Source organism: Streptomyces sp. GbtcB7 (assembly GCF_019091445.1).
Classification (GTDB): domain Bacteria; phylum Actinomycetota; class Actinomycetes; order Streptomycetales; family Streptomycetaceae; genus Streptomyces; species Streptomyces mirabilis.
The window spans coordinates 36,280-53,775 of sequence record NZ_JAGXJM010000018.1 but is presented as its reverse complement, the minus strand read 5'-3'; the positions used below and the strand labels follow the sequence as shown (position 1 = coordinate 53,775).

The window sequence follows — 17,496 nt, the reverse complement described above, 5'->3', positions numbered from 1 at the left end:
TCCCCCAGCGTGATGCAGAATACTACACGTAACATTATCAACCCGTAGCGTTACCTCAAGCCGTCGAACTGGGTGATGGCGGCGATGGCGCCACCGGCGCACACCATCGCACCGGCGACCGCGGACACCATGGACCAGACCGGGGGCGCCGCACCACCGGCCGCCCACCGCCAGGCCACGCTGGCCACCAACCAGCCGAGGGGCGCGCCAAGCAGGGCGGCGCCGATGGCATAGCGCTGCCGAATCCGCCGCGCGGGCCGCTCCCCACGTGGCCAGTTCAGCGCCGCCGCAGGCAGCACCAAAGCCACCACCGCAAGCACGCACACCAGCGGCGCGAGCAGCGGCTTGGCCAGCGGCACCCGGTATTCGAAGCTCTGGATCGCGGCGAGCGCCGTGACAAGCGCTCCGAGCAGCGATGCCTGGAGCAGGGTGAGCGCCTCCTGTCGGCTGCGCCGCTGCTCGTCGAGCACGGTGGACGCAAGCCGGGCCAGCTCACCGGCCTTGCGCCGGGAGGATTCGAGATAGGCCAGCTCGATGCCGAGTTGCTCCTCCAGCCAGCGTGCGGTGGCTCGATCGGTGTCCACCGGCCCGCCTGGTCGGCAGAGGACCACTTCACCCAGCGCCGCATCCATGTTGCGGCGCGCTGCGCGCACCGTCTCCACCATGTCTGCGGCGTCCGCCGCCGCAGCGATCAGCCCGCCCTGCCCAGCCTGCAGGGTGGTCAGCGCCCGGCTGGCCTCCAGCAGTTGCCCAATCGGAGGATCCCCGGCGCGCAGCAGATTGACGAGTGTGTCGCAGGCCTGCTCGGCCTCCTCTGCTGCGGCCCGCAGTCGAGGCATAGCCTCGACCAGCACGCTTTCCTGATAGCGCAGCTTGGCCGAGTGCAGCAGGTAGCGGGTGAGCGGCGGCAGCGCCCGCCCGTCGGTTAACCAGGTCCACCGGTCCACGACCGCCTCGTCCCGCGCGTCACCCATGACCAGCAGCCGCCGCCCGGCGCCCGGCGGCAACTCCCCGAGAAGCAGCTCATCGCCGATCCGGCACCAGCCGTCCACGCCCTGCCCCCCAGGCAGGTACCGGCGCAGATCACCGGGATCACGCCGGGCTCCGTCCCGCCGCCTCCGCCGCCGACCACGATCGCCCCGGAGCCCTAGAAAGACCGTCGCCCCTCCAAGCGCTTCAGTCGGCACGGGCCTGGTCCACTGCTCAGCCAGTTCACCCCAGCCAACCTCATCGTCATTGGGTGCCAGCAGCAGGCTGATGCCCACGACGTCGTGGGACCGGTAGGCGAGCGCCTCATACACCGCGCCCGGCACCACCCGCCGCCGCGCAGCAAGCACTTCAAGGCGGTCTCCGCCCACCCCGTCAACCGGCGGCAGCGTGACCGGACGTCGCCCGATCGCGTCGTCCAACCCAAGCCGCCCGACCGCGTCCCAAAGACTCTCCACTGCGGCCGCCGTCTGCCGGTCCACCCGAAAAAACGTGTGGACGACCAGCGCGGCCTTATGCGGCGCCGTCGTCACGCGGTTCCCCGCTGACTCCACCGCCGGATTCTCCGCCAGCCTCGCTATCGGCCGATGGCGGGCCCAGCCGACGCAGCAGCCGGTTCACTAGCTCGCGAGTAGGCTCAGAAACCTGCTTCGGCCTCTGCGTATCCAGCACGTCGGCTAGCCCCTTCTCGACCCGGCGTGGCCCGGCCATTATCAGCATCCCCTCGGCGCGGTGCAGCAGCTCCGTCCGACCGTCGAGCGCCAAGTCAAGCAGCCCAAGCGCCTCGTCCACCCGGCGCCACCTGCTCTCCGGCAGCTCCCACACCACCACGCTCTCAAGCAAACCGATGAGGCGCTCCTCGCCCATACCGCTCCTTCCGCACAGGAAAGTGAGGTTACCCATCCACGGCCGCGAGCACCCGTGAATCCGCCTCTGACGGCTGCCACCCGCAAGCGCGGCCTTCACCCAGCCCGCAGTAGTGGACGAGCCGACGGACGGGCGGTGGCTCCAGCGGTGAGGTGGGAGCCGCGCGATGCGGCGGCGTCCTGCTGGCCGACTCCCGCAGTGAGGGATGTATCGCTGACGGTGATCCCTCGCTCGCGCAGTTCCATCAGCACAGCGGCTCGGGCGGTGGGACGCCGTCCTCGGTCGCCAGCTCCAGGACGGTCTTGCGGCTGATCTCCCGCCGCTCCAAGGTGTGCTCGGTCGCGGCAAGTTGCTCGGTGAGCTCGGCCATCTGCTCACGCAGCCGTTCGACGGTCTCGCGCACCAGCCGCTGCCGGATCTCGACCTTGTCCAGAAGCTGTCTCACCGGGCGCTCCCGCCCGGGCGGGGTGCATCGTGCCAGGTCGGGGTTGGCGGTGCGCGTGAGGCGGCGGAGCACGACGTCGCTCATGGACCAGTGGATCACCGCCGCCGAACTGACCGGCAGCGTCTCGTAGTCCCGCACGAGTCTGCGGTGGAGCATGAGGGTGCCGAACGTCTGCTCCACCACCCTTCGCTTCGACTCCGGCGTGAACCCTCTTGCCCCGGGCTCACGTTGGACGATCCCACGTCGATGCCGAGATCGGCGCCGTGCTCGACCACGGCCCGCTTGAACCCGGCAAGACAGGGATCGCCCTGCCCGCCGAGGTAGCCGATCGTGGAGTGCCTGCGCCGGTGGTTGTAGAAGCCGAACCAGTGGAAGACTGCGAGCCGTGCGGCTGGTTCGGTCGGCCAGCTGCGCCGGTCGGGCAGGATCTCCCCCTTGAGTGAGGCGAAGAACGACTCCGCGGCGGCGTTGTCCGCCGAGGTGCCGACCGCTCCCATGGACCGGCGGATCCCCGCCCGGTGGCAGGCGTCGGCGAACGCCTTCGACCCGTATTGAGCCCCGTGATCGCTGTGGAAGATGACGTCGTCCACCCGGCCGCCGCGGATGCGGACGGCCGCCTTGAGCGCGTCGGTGACGAGTTCGACCCGCATGTGATCGGCCATCGACCAGCCCAGTAGGCGACGGGAGTGCACGTCGATCACCGTGGCCAGATACAGGAACTTCCCGCCGGCGATGGGCAGGTAAGTGATGTCACCGGTCCAGGCCCGGTTGGGGACGGATGCGGTGATGTGCGCCGCAGCAGATCGGGCACCGCCTGGGCGTCGGGTTTCGGGATGGTCGTGCGGTGCCGGCGCTTCAGCCTCCGTCCCTGGATGGCGTGTTGGCGCATCAGCCGTTCGATGCGTTTCCGGTTCACCACCAGGCCGTTCGCGCGGAGTTCGGCGGTGATCCGCTTGGCCCCGTACGTCTTTCCGGACTCCGCGTGGACCTTGCGTATCCGCCGGGTGAGTGCAGCGTCCGCGGCCTGTTTCGCGGCGCGGGCCGGGGCGGTCTTCAGCCACCGGTAGAACCCGGACCTCGACAGGTTGAGCACGGTGCACAGCCGCTTCACGCCGAAGGCGCCACGGTGGTCGGCAACGGACTCGAAGCGGCTCACCAGTTCGTCTCGCCCGCAAAATACTTGGCCGCCCGGCGCAGAATGTCACGTTCCATCTCCAGCTCGCGCACCTGCTTGCGCAAGGCCGCGATCTCCGCGTCCTTCGCCGACTCCGCCACGGCCTCGGGCCGCGCGGCCTCGTCCGCCACCTTGATCCACTGCCGCAGCGTCTCGTGATTCACACCCAGTTCGGCGGCGATACGCGAGACAGACCGGCCCGACGAACGAGCCAACGCCACCGCGTCGGCCCGGAACTCCGCCGAGTACTTGTAGGTCCCCACCCGGGACTCCTCTCCCGGGACTCAAGATCCAGTGTCGAGGTGTCCACGATCAAGGTGGAGGGCCCTGTCTCGCAATGTGCCGACAGCCGTCTGCACCTCGTCTCGTTCTGGCGAGTACTGCGTGACCTGTGCGTGGCGGACGCGTTCATCGGCTGTGCGAAAGATCATCACGTGTGGCCGCTGGATCTGGTGTGCTCCGGGGACCGGCATTCTCGGTAGCGTGACCATCTGCTGCATGGAGTGTCCATGTGTCCGGCTGGTCCGTGCGACGGCTTCCGACGGAGAGTGATGAGGCTGCAATGAGTGAACTGACGAAGCCCGAGGTCGACGTTCCGGAGGGTGACGCTCCTACCGGGCTGACCATCCGGGACCTGGTCGTCGGGGACGGGGCTGAGGTGAAGCCGGGCATGGTGGTCAGGGTCCACTATGTCGGGGTGACCTTCGAGTCCGGGAAGGAGTTCGATGCCTCCTGGGACCGGGGCCAGCCGTTCAAGTTCGCCCTGGGCAGTGGCAAGGTCATCAAGGGCTGGGACCGGGGGGTGAGGGGGATGAAGGTCGGCGGTCGGCGCGAGATCATCGTTCCCCCGCGTCTCGGCTACGGCAATCAGTCGCCCTCGCCGTTGATCCCGGCGGGCTCGACCCTGGTCTTCGTGGTGGACCTGCTGGACTCGTATTCCAGCACAACCGGGTGGAGCAACGCCTAATGACCCTGGCCGCTCCTCCCCTACGACGTGCTGCGTCGTCCCTCGGGGTTGGCGCCGCCGCGCTCCTCGCTGCCGCTCCTGCTTCCGCCTCCGCAGCGTGAACCGCCCCGGGTTCGGTGGATTCGAACTGGGGTGGTTCGCCTGGCGCACCGTCAGTGACGAGGTCGAATGCGCTCACCGTCACAGCCCCCCTCCGGAGTTCAAACGTGGGGACGCGCTCCTGGGGGCTCCGTACCATACGGCGGGACGCAGCAGACTGGGATATCTGTCCGCGAGCTTCACAGGCTGTGCCCCGTGGCCACCATGAGCACCATGGCCTCGATGCAGCAACGTGCGGCGAAAGCGTCCTGCTGGTCCTCCAAAAGCACGGTCGGCATGACGAACAACAGGCACCAGGAGTTGAGCTCCTGTTGGATCCACCAGTCGAGCCCCATCAAGGCAGCGACCACCATGGCTGATTCTCGTGTGCGGACTCGCATCGGGTTCCTCGCCTTTCTCCTGGGGTGGTCCAGAGCCTTTCGGCGTCAAGAACGGCGATGGCCGCCAACGTGGGCGTTCTTCAACGGTGTGCCGTGTGCGCATTGCTGAATCGCCGTACCGCGATCACACACGTTCAACGCTTCCACCGGCCAGCCGCTCGGCGGAACCCGGACGAACCCGGACGGGCACGGAGGGGCTGAAGGAGGACTTCCGCAGCCTCTACACTGGTGGGCACGTTCGCACACGACACCGGGGAAGCCGAGGGGCGCAGGTGGCGAGTCCAGAGCCAGTAGATGACTTCCCCTTGCCGCAGGACGACATGGACGTGGCGGACTTCGTCCGCGGCCTGCGCTCGATCAAGTTCTGGGCCGGCGACCCGTCGCTCGAAGTGCTGCACCGCCGGACAGGCGTGGCCACCAGCACACTGTCCGACGCATTGAACCCGCAGCGGCGGCGCCTTCCTTCACTGGAACTGGTCCGGTCCCTGGTTCGTGCCTGCGGCGCCAACGCCATACAGGCAGCGCAGTGGGAGCGGGCGTGGCGTTCTGCCAGAGCCCGTGACAGCCGCTTCGCTGCAGCCAGACCGCTGACAACAAGGGGCTTGCTTCCGCTGGCCCAGGACTGGACGCCCCGTCAACTCCCCCCAGATATCAGTGGATTTACCGGTCGCGCCGACGCCCTCGTGTTACTCGCCGGGATACGTCGGGACGCGCCCGCCACCGTGATCACCGGCACGGCCGGCATCGGCAAGACGGCGCTCGCCGTGCATTGGGCGCACCAGGTAGCTGCCCACTATCCGGACGGCCAGCTGTATCTCGACCTACGCGGACGCGCCACCGATCCCGCGCTCACCGCCTCCGAGGCATTGTCGTTGCTGCTGCAGTCTCTGGGGGTGCAGGGCGAGCGGATCCCCCTGGACCTCAACCTGCAGATGGGCCTGTATCGGTCGGTGCTGGCCAACCGGCGGGTGCTGGTGGTTCTGGACAACGCTCTGGACGTGGCGCACGTTCGCCCGCTGCTGCCCAGCGGCCACAACTGCCACGCCCTGGTGACCAGCCGTGACACCCTGACAGGTCTGGTTGTCCGCGAGGGCGCGGCCCGGATCTCGCTAGACACCCTCGCCCCTGCGGAGTCCGTCGACCTGTTGGCGGTCCAGCTGGGCCGGGACCGCGTGGACGCGGAGCTGCGAGGCGCCGAAGAGCTGGCCGAGCTCTGTGCCCATCTACCACTGGCTCTCCGTATCGCCGCGGCCAACCTGGCGGCCCGCCCGGCGCAGAGCTTGGCAGGCATGGTCGCCGAACTGGGTGGTACGGATCTGCTGGCACGGCTGCAGGTGGTCGGCGACCCGGAGAGCGCGGTCGCGGCGGCCTTCGATCTCTCCTACCGCTCGCTCACGGCGGAGGCACAACGCCTGTTCCGCCTCCTCGGAGTGATCCCGGGCCCGGAAGCGAGCCGCGAGGCGGCAGCCGTCCTGCTCGGCCGCGAATTGTCGGCGCCGGTGCCGGAGCTCGACGAGTTGCTGGCGGCGCACTTACTGTCCGAGCCAATCCCGGGGCGCTACCGCAGCCACGACCTGCTGGCACTGTATGCAAAGCAACTTGCGGGCACCGAGCCGAAGGAGACGCGCGCGTCCGCACTGCACCGGCTGCTGTCCTGGTACCTGCTCAGTGTGGACGCCGCCAACAGGATCAGCATGCCGAGCGGCTGGGTCCTGTTCCCTGACGAGTTCCCCCTGACCGGTGAGCCTCAGGCATTCTCCGGCCCGCACGACTCCCAGGCCTGGCTCGCCGCCGAACACTCGAATCTCATCACAGCAGTCATCCACGTCTCGGAGCACGGGCCCTCCCCCTTCGCCTGGCACCTGGCCCACGCGCTGCGCGCACACGTCTATGCCCAACGCTCGGACGGGGGCGCGCTCGCCGCCAGCCAAGCGGCACTGCGTGCAGCCGAAGCACGCGACCACCCGCTCGGACGGGGAATGTGCCACATGTGTCTCGGCTTCATCGCATGGGACAAGGGAGCCCTGGACGCGGCACTGGAAGAGTTCAACTCCGCGAAGATCCAGTTCGATCGGATCGGCTACACCCGGGGACTGGCAGCCGCCTGGAACGACTCTGCGGAGGTTTGCACCAGAGCCGGCCGGGTCGCTGAAGCCCTCCATCACGCCTCCACGGCCCTGACATTCCACACGGATTACACTCCGAGTCGTGCTGTGCATCATGCCAATCTCGCCGAGATCTTCCGGATACAGGGCGACTACGTGGCCTCCCAGTGGCACGCCCGGGAAGCCCTGGCCATCGCCGCTGGGAACGGCAACCCTCAGACAGCCGCGGTCGCCAAGTTCGAAGCAGGCATGACGCATCTGGCCATGGGTGAATTGGCCACGGCGGAGGAACTGCTGTCCGAAGGCAGGACCGCCGCCGAGCTTGTCGGCAGCCAGAACAACCTCTACGACGCTCTCTCCGCCCTGGCTCTCCTCTGCGTTCGCGCCGGGCGTGTGGCCGAGGCACTGAACTGGATCGAGCCGCTTCAAGATCTGCTAGACCTGGGTACACCCGGCTTCGCACCGGAGGATCTCGCAGAAACGGCGATCGTCGAGACGTACCTCGCCGCAAACCGACTCGACCACGCAATCGAATTCGGTGCTACCGGGCTGGCCCGCCGCGTGGCCGCGGGCCACGGTCTGACGGTCACGCGTCTGCGCGTGGTCCTGGGACGCGCGCACGCTGCCGCAGGCGACTTCGTGGCCGCCCGGTCACTCTGGGAGGCCGCGCTCCCTCACACCATCGAAGAATCCTTACCCGAACGCGCTGACATCGAGGGCCTGCTGGCAGATCTACAGAACTGTGCAGGTGCCGAATAGTCATCCGACTTGGTCAGGCCGCATGTTGGTACTCGTGCAGGGTTCCGCTGAGTCGGTCTCGTCGGTGGATATCCAGGTGCCGGACCTGTGCCGGCACATGAATCGGTTCGGGTAGCGGGTTGAACGGAGCGGCCTGTTTGAGCGTTCGGTGTGGGCGGTGCCCGTTGTAGAGGTCCTCGAACTCGCGGAGCGCGTGGAGGAGGTGGCTCTGGTTCCAGATCAGGGTTCTGTCCAGGAGCTCGCGCCGGCAGGTTTGCATCCAGCGCTCGATGAGGGAGTTCATCCGCGGTATCCGGATGCCGGTGGTGACGACCTTCAGTGCGCCGTCGGACATCAGGGCGTCGAAGGCGGCGGTGAACTTGGAGTCACGGTCGCGGATCACGAACCCGGCCCCGCTGCCGGCGTCCTGGAGGTCCATGAGGAGAATCCGCCCGAGCTGCGCGATCCAGTCCTCGGTCGGGTGCGCGCCGGCGCCCAGGATCCGCACCCTGCGGGTGGCGTGCCCGATGACGGCGCAGACGTAAGCGTGCCCCGATCAGTGCGGACTTCGAAGAGGTCGCAGGCGAGCAGGGCCTCGGCCTGGCCGCGAAAGAAGTCGGCCCAGGTGGCGCTCTGCCGTTCGGGCGCGGGCGGGATGCCGTGCTCGCGGAGGATCACCCCGACGGTGGAGGCGGCGGTCTTGATGCCGAACGCTGCAAGCTCGCCGTGGATCCTGCGGTAGCCCCAGGAGGAATTCTCTCGCCCAAGGCATAGGACCAGGACGCGGACCGAGCGGACAGTGGGCGGGCGTCCGCGTCGTTTCGGCACACAGGTCGCAGCGTGGCGACGGTTGAGCAGGTCGCGGTGCCACCGCAGGATGGTGTCCGGGGCGTACCAGCAGCAGGAGGCGCCGCAGTCTCGCTGCCGGGAAGTGGTGGAACAGGCCGGCAAGGACCGCGCGGTCGGTGCCGGCGAACACAGGCCGGCCGACCTGGCACTGCAGAACGAGCAGCAGGTGCCGCAGCGCAAGGATCTCAATGCCTTTATCGCGACCGCTCATCGGCAGCAGGCGCAGGAGCGCCAGAGCACTGGCCGCGGCGAGGAAGGCCAGGCACAGCAGCACGACAGACCGTGATGCCGCCCGTGGGCCCGTACAGATGAAAACCCCGGGCGAGAGTCGCAGGCAGCCACACATCCAGCGATCAAGGCCTCGACCAACACGGATGCCTTACCAGCACCCGCAATGCCGGGTCGCCTGGTCCACCGCGCTGATGCGGCCTGACGTCGTCCGGGGGTTGTGGACTTCAGTGTCCCGCCGCCGCAGCGTGGGCCGGTTCCTCCACTGCAGGCGATGCGCGAGCGCTTCGGCGGTCAGTTCTCTGGAATTACTTCCAGGCACCCGGCGTCGCGGACGCCGAGCTCGCGAAGGACCCGCACCGCACCTTCCGCCGCGTGATGTACGGGCTCTCCGGCGACAATCCGCACAGCGACCCGCCGGTCGAGCCGTTCGTCCCACCGGGCAACGGATTCCTGGACCTCTTTGAGGACCCTGAGGAACTTCCCTCCTGGCTCGCCGAAGCCGACATCGACACGCTCGCGACCGAGTTCACCGAAGCTGGGTTCACCAGCGCCCTCAACTGGTACCACAACTGGCAGCTGACCGCCCCGTGGGAGGGCGCGCAGTACCGGATGCCCGGCCGCTACGTCACCCGCGACCGTAACCTGGTCTACGGGTTCCCGGGGATGGACCAACTGATCCCCGCCCTGCCCACGCTTCACCCGGGCATCGGACCGGCACACATCCTGCCCGACTGCGGCCACTGCATCGCCGAGGAGTACTCCGACCAGGTCAATGCGACGCTGCTGGAATTCCTGGGTTCGCTGAAAAGTTGACCGGCTGACAAGTTGACGGGCACCGGATAGCACGCTTCCGGAATACCGCCTCTCCACCAGTTCGCCAGTCACCCCGACCGCGAGGCGATCGTCGATCGCATGTGCGAGCCCGAAGCGCTCACCGCCGGCAGGGCCTGAACCATGGGCAGGTGCGCCGCCGCAACGACTGCCGCGCCCTGGATGGTCGCGGCGCCAAGTCAGCTGCATCACCGCCCGAGGTCGGATACGTTTATAAAGCACCTGGTCAGAGGGGGGTAACAAGCCGTAACCCACCCGGGACACTCTATGACCGGCCTGACCGTCATCCTGCTGCTCGTGGTTCTGGCCACCGCCGTGGCGACCGGTGCCCGACGCTGGAGCTTGCCCGCCCCCTCGCTCCTCGTAGTTGCCGGTCTGGTCGTGGGGCTGATGCCCTGGGTTCCAGAGGTGCGCCTGCCGCCTCACGTGATCAACGTGCTGGTGCTGCCACCGCTGCTCTACGCCGCGGCCGGGGAAATCTCCGTCCGCGACCTGCGCACCGTGTGGCGGCCTGTGACCGGCCTGGTCTTCGGCCTGGTCCTCGCCTCGGCCATCGCCGTCGGGTACGTGGCCCACGTGATCACCCCGCTCACGGCCGCGACCGCGTTCATCCTCGGCTCTGTCCTGGCCAGCACCGACCCCGTGGCCGTGACCGCGCTTGGCCGGCGCCTGTCTCTCCCACCGCGCGTGCAGGCCATGGTGCAGGCGGAAAGCCTGTTCAACGATGCCACCTCACTGGTCCTGTACAAGGTCGCCGTGGCCACCGCGGTGTCCGGCAGCGCCATCAGTGTGCCCGGGACCGTTGAGCAGTTCCTGATCCTTGCAGGCGGAGGAGGTCTCATCGGCGCGGCGGTCGCCGCAGTGGTGGCCCTGATCCGCAGACGGACCGAGGACCCCATGCTGGAGACCGTCATCGCATTGGTCACGCCGTACGCCTCTTACGTCATCGCGGAGCAATCGCACACCTCCGGCGTGACCGCCGTCATCGTGTCCGGGGTCGTCCTCGGCAGCACCGGCCACAAGCTCAGCAACGCCCCCGTCCGCCTCCAGGTCCACGCCGTCTACGACACCGTGACCTTCCTGCTGGAGAGCGTCGTCTTCGCCCTGATCGGCCTCGAGCTCCCCTCGGCCGTCCGTCATCTCGCGCGCGACGAGCACGGCTGGCCGCTGTGGGTGCCGGTGATCGCCTTCACTCTGCTGGCGATTCGCCTGCTGTGGATCTTCCCGCTGTCCGCCCTGATCCACCACCGGCACAGGGAGGTCGACAACCGCCTCTCCTGGCGCGTCCCGGCTGTCCTGTCCTGGGCGGGCACCCGAGGCGTCATGCCGCTGGCAGCCGCGCTCTCCATCCCCCTGGTCACCCACACAGGGGCGCCGCTGCCGCACCGGGCGCTCATTCTCACGCTCACTACCGGGACCATCGCGCTCACTCTGATCTTCCAGGGTTTCACCCTGGTCCCCGTCGTCCGCCGCTCCGGCATCGCTCTGGAACCGGAGCGCACCGCCCGCGAGGAGGCCCGGACCCGCCGACACATTGCAAACGCCGCTCTCGAAGAGCTCAAACAGCTTGGCGATCTGGATCAGCTCGCTGATCTGGGTGCCGCCGCCGAGGCCGCCTTGAAACAGGCCCGTCGTCATCTGGAAGCGCGCATCCACCAGGCTGAAGACGCCCACTACAGCGACCCGGACGCCCGTCCTGCCGACGCCTACCGCGAGATACGCCGGACACTCATCTCCATCGAGGCGGCCGAGCTCCAGCGCCTCTACGAAGCGAACAAGATCAGCAACGTCACCCGGCGCCGGATCCAGCACGAACTCGACCTCGAAGAAGCCAGTCTCCGTGACCGCGGCTGACTGCCAGTCCCGGTAACCCCTAGGTCGAAGCCTTCCGCCCCGACCAATGGACGAACGAGAGCGGCCGGCTTTGTCGGCCTCGTGCGACCAGCGGGCTGCTGACATGACCGAGGGCATGTCCTGCTGCTCGCATGGCGATGGTGTGCGGCCGATATCGACACCGGCACCTTGATCGCCGGCTCACTGCCCTGGCCGCCTCGCGCGCCCTTCCAGCATCGGAGGCATGCGGCGGCGACCAGGAGGAGGCTGGGAGTGGAGGTGATGGCCTGTGACGCGCGACGCCCCGCTTCCGGTTATCCGCGCCGGGTCGGGCGTCCGACCCGGCGGGTAGCCGGGCATGGCCGCTGCGCGCCGCTCCCAGCCCCGTGCCGCAGAAGTGCTGTTCAGCATCGTCGGCCGTCCACAGCCACCCTCGCTCCCGGGTGAAGCTCTTCGCGTCCGTCGAGGCGAACCGCGGCGCGACCAGCTGAGCAGGACATCCTGGCCAGTCGCAGCAGAACACCGTGACCTGCGTCTTCATGGACCGCACCATACGTGGATGACTCGCCGTCCTGGAGCAGTCGCGAACCGGTTCACCCGCAGAGGGGATGCAGGCCCTGCGAGCCGATCACTCCGAAGCGGTCACGCCTGCCGAAGCCGATGGTCGTGGCCCTCTTAACGTGCGCTGCTACCGCAGTCACGATCACCTCGCGTCTCGCCCCCGCCCGCCCGCGCTGATCGACCCGCCCTGGCATGGGCATCTGGCGATGCCCACCGTCTGGCAGTGTCCCGCGGATGGCATGGGCCTCACGCAAGAGCGGTCAGAACCTCCGAGTTGGCGGGCTGTGCGACTCAGTGACAGGTCCCGCTGCCGCTATAGCAGGGCGAGTACCCGACGCGCGGGGTAGGCGCAGGGCGTGGGTGGGTGCGGTCGTAGTCGTGCTGCGAGAGCACGAGCAGCACAGCCAGCGTTCCGGCAGCGAGGAGCTGCGACAGCACTGTCCACGGTGCGCGGGTCAGCGTTGCGAGCCCGGCAAGGAGGAGCGTGGCGAAGAGGACCTGTTCCGTCCAGGCGATACTCGCGAGTCGCGACGCGTCGATCTCCGCTTGCGCCCCCTGCGCAGCCCATATCTGCATGCCATAGCCGAAACTCTTCCCCCCAAATACAACAGCCTCGACTATGAACAACACAAGCCCAGCGGCAACGTCCGAGGCGAGAGATGTCCTGCTTGACCAGGGCCATCTGCGCCGAGGTGGAGGTTCGGGGAGTGCGTCCGTCATGGCCACACCTTGCCGGGCCGGTCGCAGGGTGCGCATGAGTACGCGCACTCAGCCCGTGTAGTCATCTCTGGAGTGGTGGCTGGCCGGTTCCGAGGTTGTGACCGCGCTTCCGTGATGGCTACGGCTGGAGGAGGATGCGTGCCCTGAGCAGCACGGCCGTACATCCCTGTTACGCCCCGCCTGTTCCGGGCAGGGCAACGTCATGCCTGGCCGTGTGCCATCAGGGCCGCATGCGGCAACACCAATACGCCGCCCGGACCGGTGAAATCGGCGCACAGCGACTCGAAGTGGTCTTTGATCTCGGCGATGACCATCGGATTCTGACTTGTCACGATCTGCCCGATCGTCGCCACTCCGGCGGCTGGTCCGCTCCACCACTCCTCCAGAGTCGTCCGATGGTCCCAGACCAAGGTGTCGCAGACGACATCCGACAGGCCCGCGTCGCCCAGCAACGTGGCCATGCCCTGTTCAGTGCGCGGAAAGTCCTCTTCAGGAGCAAGAGCCGGCAGGTGAGCCGGGCGACTGGCACCAGCTGCCTGGACAGCCCTGCCCAGCAGGGCCTGTCCGGCGGCCGCGGGTACCGCCCAGATGGTGACGGCTATCCGTCCGCCGGGACGCGTCACGCGGCGCAGTTCCCTCAGCGCTGCCCGGGGCCGTCCGACGTGGTTGAGAACGAAGTTGCCGACCACAGCATCGAACTCGTGGTCAGCGAAAGGCAGGCGGGGCAGAGCAGCAAGCCGCACGTCAGCTTCCGGGGCTGCCTGCGCGGCGCAGGCGACCATGCCCGGTTCGGCATCCACCGCCGCCACTCTCGCACCCCGCTCACACGCAGCAGCGGCGATACTGCCCGTGCCTGTCCCCACATCGAGGACCCGTGCACCCTCCCGAACCTCGGCAGCATCTAGAAGCCGAGGCACCGGATACGCGCAGAGTTTGGCAAAACTCGCAGCATAGGCATCGGCCTGCCCCGCCCATGTCCGCCGCTCGGACTCATCAAACGCCGTCTGCACTACCCGTCCCCTCCCTTGAGTAGCCACCACCGCGACAACAACACGGCAGGTCCTGACGCTAACCCATACCGCAACGGCGGCCAGGATCAGGTACAGGCTTCCGGCATCGATCATCGGACGTCCGAAACCCGGCTGTGCTCCGTCAGAGGTCGTAGTCATCACGGAAATGCGGTCACAACCCCCGACTTGGCGAGTTGAGCAATCTCGGCCGTACGACTGTCTGTGTCGGTTTCAGGCGGAATCACCGCCCACGTCCGAGGCTGCTTCGGATTTCCGGCCTAGCCTCCAGACATGACCGACGAAGCCCATCAGGCGTGGCTACAAAGCCAGCCGCCGCAGGTGCAGCGCCAGTTCGAGCCCGTCCCCGAAGCGGTCCGGGCGGAGCGGGCCCGGCGACGCCAGCTCCGCACCGCCGTGACCGAGCACCCGATGACCGAGGCAGAGGCGGAAGCGTTGACCGAGTTCCTCGAGGATTGGCGACGAGACGGCCTCGGTCAGCTCGTCGAACTTCCCTGCGGGCATGCCGGGCGCGGCGACTGCGAAGCAGGCTGCACAGTCCCGTAAGCCCGACGGAGCAGCGTGTTTAACTCACCAGGCCACGACAGCGCCCCGGCGGGCTGCCCGGCGTCCTTGGCCGCGGCCACGATGCTGCGCGGCGTCGTCACCAGCTGCGCGTACATGCCGAGGTACCGGGCGAGGTCCGCGGGGTGCATGGTCGGGATCTTCGGGTCGTTCTTGTCGTCCCACTCCCGCGCGTCCAGCGCGTTCCAGGACGGGATGCACAGCTGCACGCAGCGGCGCTTGGAGCCCTCGGGTTCACGGAAAACACGCGCCCACGGCCCGAACCCGCGCTGGGTGAGCTGCAGTTCAGCCTTCTTGATCTGCTTGACCACCTTGTGGCTGTCGTTGAGCCGGCCCGCGCGCCGCTCCTCATCCGACAGGGCGGCGGGCAGGCCATAGCGCTCCAGCGCGGACGGGGTGAGGACCAGGACGGGGTCTGCGTCCTTGCCGTTGCGGTGCAGGCGGGCCTGACCGAGTTTCGCCTCGGCAAGCGTCCAGTCGACCAGGGCCGGGAGGGACTTGGCGGGCACGTCCAGGACCAGGCCGCCGACGCAGTACGCCGACACCTGCCCGTCCTCGCAGTCGACGACCGCCAGTGGGCCGTTCTCGAAGCGCGGGTCGACCGCGGCCGCCGTCGGCGCGGTGGCCTTGGCCGCCTTCTTCGCGCCCGGGCGTCGCGACGTCGACGGCGGCCTGGCGGTCGTCGCCGGTCGGGCGGGCGCCTTCGGGGAGGCCGACGGAGCCGCAGTCGCAGGGGCGGGCGCGGGCGCGGCGGTGAGCGTCTCCGGCACGGCGGGCTCGGGGGCCGACTCTCGCTGAGCTTGGAGGAGTCTCACTGATCTGAGTAGGGCGGCCTCGAATCTCAAGTTCGGTGGCTGTTGTCGAGGGTGCGGTCACCCACGGGGGAGACCCGCGTCCCGTTCCATGTGGCTTGTCTCACTGCATCCGTGATGGTCGAGTCATGGGCGGGGTACAGGTCCTGCAGGGTGGGGCTCCGCCGGAGGTCTCCCTCGCCGAAGCGGCGCGGCGGCTTGGCATCGCTCCTCAGAAATGGGTGGCGATCCCGAAGACTCGGCGGAGTTGAGCCATGTCGTGCCGATCGGGGTCCGTGGGCTCGTATCCCTGATGGAAGTAGACCTGCTGCTCGGCGGACAGACACGGGACAGTCGTCCCCTTGATAGTGCCTGTCACGAAGCATGGGGAGGGATAGGTGAAAGGACGTTCCGGTTCGGGTGATGCCTGCATCGCCGAGCCGTCGTCTCCAAAGACGAGGGGATGAAGGTCGATCTCTCGGCCGTCCGGAGCCGTGACGACGAATCGGATGGGCCTCCAGCTCAGGCTCTCCACGAAACCCGCCTCAGAGAGAGCTGTCATGACGGCGGCTTCTTGGTCTTGTCGATGCATCAGGTCCAAGTCGCGGTGGTCTCGGGTCTGTTCGCCGATCAGAGCGTCGATCCCCCATCCTCCACCGATCCAGACATCTACCTCTGCCCGTCGCAGCAAAGTCAGGACAGACAACACGTCTTCAGCCGTCATCACGCGACGCAGGCTAGAAGCGATCGCCTCGGACAGCGAACGAATTCCTCCCGAGCCCACCAGGAAACTGCCACCTTCAATGAGAAGGCCGGAAGCCAGCGTCTCAGCATCCTGACGCAGCCCAGCTCAAGGCCCACCGACCTCGACATGATCGACGAGACGCGTCCCCGGAATCCGTGAACCGGCAGTCGAGACGTCCCTCGGCGAAGCGGCTGGAGCAGGAGATCAAGGCCAGGATGCCGGAGCGCTCCCTGATGGGGATCGTGGCCCGGACCGCGTACTGGGTGGAGTGGTGGCGCCGCTTCTGCCCGGCCTCGGGCAACGAGCCCAAGCTCACCGACCCCGTGGGCCTCTACGTGATCACCACGTTCGTCAAGGGCACCAACACGGGCCCTTACGAGGCCGCCTGGCACATCCCCGGCGTGAGCGGGCACGAGCTGTCGTACACGGGTCTGCCCCGGCGGCTCGATAGGCCGAACATGCCCTGTTGCCGCTGCACGAGGCGGAACCTGACGAGGCCGACTGACGGCCCCGGTTCAGTCGCCGCCGGTCTTGTCCTTGTCCAGCTCCGGCGCGTCCGGGTCGCGCAGCGGGCGCAGGGCGCCGGCTTTTCCGGCCTTCCGCCTTGGCCGCCCCGCGCAGGCGCTTGCCGTCGGCTGCCATGCCGCGCAGTGCGGCGGGCGCGGTGTCGACGGGACGGCGGTCCGCCAGCCAGCAGCCGACGGCCCGGTCCAGCGCATCGCCGTCGATGCGGGCCAGCAATCGGCGGACCGTCGACTCTGTGGGCAGGTGCCTGCGGGGAAGGAGTGGATCGGGACGGATGCCGAGGTGTTCCAACATGCAGGGCGGGGTGTCGGCAATCCATTCGCCGATCACCAGGAGCGAGCTGGCTCCCGACAGCACGGCGCACGCGGTCAACGCGAACCCGAGGGGCAGGGCATGCCGGATCCGCGCGGATCACGCGGATCCGGCACCGGCAATCGCTCCAGCAGGCCCGGGACTTCCTCGGGAGCGCCCGGAGTGCGCGCGCCCTCATGCGGGATGATGAGACCGAAGCCCTTCGCGTCGTTGAACCACTTCACCGTGCTAGTAGCCATGTCCCCTCCAAGAAACGCCAGTGGGCTGCCGCGGCCGGGTGGCCCAACAGCTGCGCCCGGTAGGCAGTTCAGGTCAAGCGTCGCCGTACTGACCGCAAGATCGGCATCACCACCGTCTACATGGTCACCAGCCTGACCGCCGAGCCGGCCTCCCCGCCCAGCCCGGATCGCGAGGCTCATCCGCGACCGCTAGAAGATCGAGACCCTGTATCACGTCCGCGACACCACCTTCGCCGAGGACGTTTCCCGCCTGCGGACCGACAACACGCCCCGCACCATGGCAACCAGACACAACCTCGCCATCGGTGTCCTGCGGCTGAGCGGCGCCAACACCATCGCGGCTGGTCTCCGCCTCACCGCGTGCGGTGCCGCCGACCCCTCGCGCTCCTCGACCTCGCCGGACGTCAGCCAACTACGCCGAAGCCCTGCCAGTGCTCCCTGCGAAAACGCAGCAGGGAGCACTGTTTAGGGCGGGCAGTTAAACCCGCCCTACAACCGGTTGGAG

Annotated in this window: 13 protein-coding genes and 5 pseudogenes; 4 read left to right on the top strand and 14 right to left on the bottom strand. The window is 68.1% G+C overall.

Annotated elements, in window-relative coordinates:
- Positions 1-50 precede the first annotated feature (50 nt).
- From KVT44_RS27695 to KVT44_RS27675, 4 genes and pseudogenes are all read right to left on the bottom strand, one after another.
- Positions 51-1,520: a CATRA conflict system CASPASE/TPR repeat-associated protein gene (locus tag KVT44_RS27695; protein ID WP_217569449.1), complete on the bottom strand. Its 1,470-nt coding sequence runs from the start codon at positions 1,518-1,520 to the stop codon at positions 51-53.
- The gene (locus KVT44_RS27690) at positions 1,501-1,854 is read right to left on the bottom strand and encodes a CATRA system-associated protein (protein ID WP_217569448.1); all 354 of its coding nucleotides are present in this window, start codon (positions 1,852-1,854) and stop codon (positions 1,501-1,503) included. Before KVT44_RS27690 ends, KVT44_RS27695 begins: the two co-directional genes overlap by 20 nt.
- Before the next feature lie 499 nt (positions 1,855-2,353).
- A pseudogene (locus KVT44_RS27680) lies at positions 2,354-2,589 on the bottom strand (IS5/IS1182 family transposase); the annotation flags it as partial.
- A gap of 27 nt (positions 2,590-2,616) precedes the next feature.
- Positions 2,617-3,736: pseudogene (locus KVT44_RS27675) on the bottom strand (IS3 family transposase); the annotation flags it as partial.
- A 299-nt stretch (positions 3,737-4,035) separates the two neighbouring features.
- On the opposite strand from KVT44_RS27675, the gene KVT44_RS27670 reads away from it, so the two are divergent.
- A complete protein-coding gene (locus KVT44_RS27670) occupies positions 4,036-4,440 on the top strand; it encodes an FKBP-type peptidyl-prolyl cis-trans isomerase (RefSeq protein WP_302832108.1) in 405 nt (134 codons plus the stop codon).
- A gap of 278 nt (positions 4,441-4,718) precedes the next feature.
- Here KVT44_RS27670 and KVT44_RS27665 read toward each other — a convergent pair whose 3' ends face one another.
- Positions 4,719-4,892, bottom strand: coding sequence for a hypothetical protein (locus KVT44_RS27665; RefSeq protein WP_217569446.1), 174 nt, complete (start codon positions 4,890-4,892; stop codon positions 4,719-4,721).
- A 332-nt stretch (positions 4,893-5,224) separates the two neighbouring features.
- On the opposite strand from KVT44_RS27665, the gene KVT44_RS27660 reads away from it, so the two are divergent.
- On the top strand, positions 5,225-7,783 hold the full coding sequence (locus KVT44_RS27660) for an NB-ARC domain-containing protein (RefSeq protein WP_217569445.1): 2,559 nt from the start codon (positions 5,225-5,227) through the stop codon (positions 7,781-7,783).
- A 13-nt stretch (positions 7,784-7,796) separates the two neighbouring features.
- Here KVT44_RS27660 and KVT44_RS27655 read toward each other — a convergent pair.
- Positions 7,797-8,885 (bottom strand): annotated as a pseudogene (locus KVT44_RS27655) (integrase core domain-containing protein).
- Positions 8,886-9,214: 329 nt separating this feature from the next.
- Between KVT44_RS27655 and KVT44_RS27650 the strand changes: the two are divergent.
- Both KVT44_RS27650 and KVT44_RS27645 read left to right on the top strand, forming a co-directional pair.
- On the top strand, positions 9,215-9,655 hold the full coding sequence (locus KVT44_RS27650; protein WP_217569444.1) for an alpha/beta fold hydrolase: 441 nt from the start codon (positions 9,215-9,217) through the stop codon (positions 9,653-9,655).
- 285 nt (positions 9,656-9,940) lie between these two features.
- On the top strand, positions 9,941-11,527 hold the full coding sequence (locus KVT44_RS27645; RefSeq protein ID WP_217569443.1) for a Na+/H+ antiporter: 1,587 nt from the start codon (positions 9,941-9,943) through the stop codon (positions 11,525-11,527).
- A gap of 831 nt (positions 11,528-12,358) precedes the next feature.
- On the opposite strand, the gene KVT44_RS27640 is transcribed toward KVT44_RS27645, so the two are convergent.
- From KVT44_RS27640 to KVT44_RS58360, 8 genes and pseudogenes are all read right to left on the bottom strand, one after another.
- Complete coding sequence (locus tag KVT44_RS27640) at positions 12,359-12,787, bottom strand: DUF6234 family protein (RefSeq protein WP_217569442.1); 429 nt, start codon at positions 12,785-12,787, stop codon at positions 12,359-12,361.
- Positions 12,788-12,987: 200 nt separating this feature from the next.
- Positions 12,988-13,911, bottom strand: a complete 924-nt coding sequence (locus KVT44_RS27635; RefSeq protein ID WP_217569440.1) for a class I SAM-dependent methyltransferase — start codon at positions 13,909-13,911, stop codon at positions 12,988-12,990.
- Between the two features lie 204 nt (positions 13,912-14,115).
- Positions 14,116-14,319, bottom strand: a complete 204-nt coding sequence (locus tag KVT44_RS27630) for a hypothetical protein (protein WP_217569438.1) — start codon at positions 14,317-14,319, stop codon at positions 14,116-14,118.
- A gap of 128 nt (positions 14,320-14,447) precedes the next feature.
- Positions 14,448-15,149: pseudogene (locus KVT44_RS27625) on the bottom strand (transcriptional regulator); the annotation flags it as partial.
- 253 nt (positions 15,150-15,402) lie between these two features.
- Positions 15,403-15,894: a nucleotidyltransferase domain-containing protein gene (locus KVT44_RS27620; protein ID WP_217569680.1), complete on the bottom strand. Its 492-nt coding sequence runs from the start codon at positions 15,892-15,894 to the stop codon at positions 15,403-15,405.
- 536 nt (positions 15,895-16,430) lie between these two features.
- On the bottom strand, positions 16,431-16,634 hold the full coding sequence (locus tag KVT44_RS58370; RefSeq protein WP_254650001.1) for a hypothetical protein: 204 nt from the start codon (positions 16,632-16,634) through the stop codon (positions 16,431-16,433).
- A gap of 28 nt (positions 16,635-16,662) precedes the next feature.
- Positions 16,663-16,797 (bottom strand): annotated as a pseudogene (locus KVT44_RS58365) (ISAs1 family transposase); the annotation flags it as partial.
- An 11-nt stretch (positions 16,798-16,808) separates the two neighbouring features.
- Positions 16,809-16,991, bottom strand: a complete 183-nt coding sequence (locus KVT44_RS58360; RefSeq protein ID WP_254649962.1) for a cold-shock protein — start codon at positions 16,989-16,991, stop codon at positions 16,809-16,811.
- Positions 16,992-17,496: the final 505 nt, after the last annotated feature.

Coding starts and splice junctions, on each gene's coding strand:
- KVT44_RS27635 (WP_217569440.1), bottom strand. CDS start 13,911: ATGATCGATGCCGGAAGCCTGTACCTGATCCTGGCCGCCGTTGCGGTA.
- KVT44_RS27645 (WP_217569443.1), top strand. CDS start 9,941: ATGACCGGCCTGACCGTCATCCTGCTGCTCGTGGTTCTGGCCACCGCC.
- KVT44_RS27620 (WP_217569680.1), bottom strand. CDS start 15,894: ATGACGGCTGAAGACGTGTTGTCTGTCCTGACTTTGCTGCGACGGGCA.
- KVT44_RS27670 (WP_302832108.1), top strand. CDS start 4,036: ATGAGTGAACTGACGAAGCCCGAGGTCGACGTTCCGGAGGGTGACGCT.
- KVT44_RS27665 (WP_217569446.1), bottom strand. CDS start 4,892: ATGGTGGTCGCTGCCTTGATGGGGCTCGACTGGTGGATCCAACAGGAG.
- KVT44_RS58370 (WP_254650001.1), bottom strand. CDS start 16,634: ATGCGCTGGACCGGGCCGTCGGCTGCTGGCTGGCGGACCGCCGTCCCG.
- KVT44_RS58360 (WP_254649962.1), bottom strand. CDS start 16,991: ATGGCTACTAGCACGGTGAAGTGGTTCAACGACGCGAAGGGCTTCGGT.
- KVT44_RS27640 (WP_217569442.1), bottom strand. CDS start 12,787: ATGACGGACGCACTCCCCGAACCTCCACCTCGGCGCAGATGGCCCTGG.
- KVT44_RS27630 (WP_217569438.1), bottom strand. CDS start 14,319: ATGCCCGCAGGGAAGTTCGACGAGCTGACCGAGGCCGTCTCGTCGCCA.
- KVT44_RS27690 (WP_217569448.1), bottom strand. CDS start 1,854: ATGGGCGAGGAGCGCCTCATCGGTTTGCTTGAGAGCGTGGTGGTGTGG.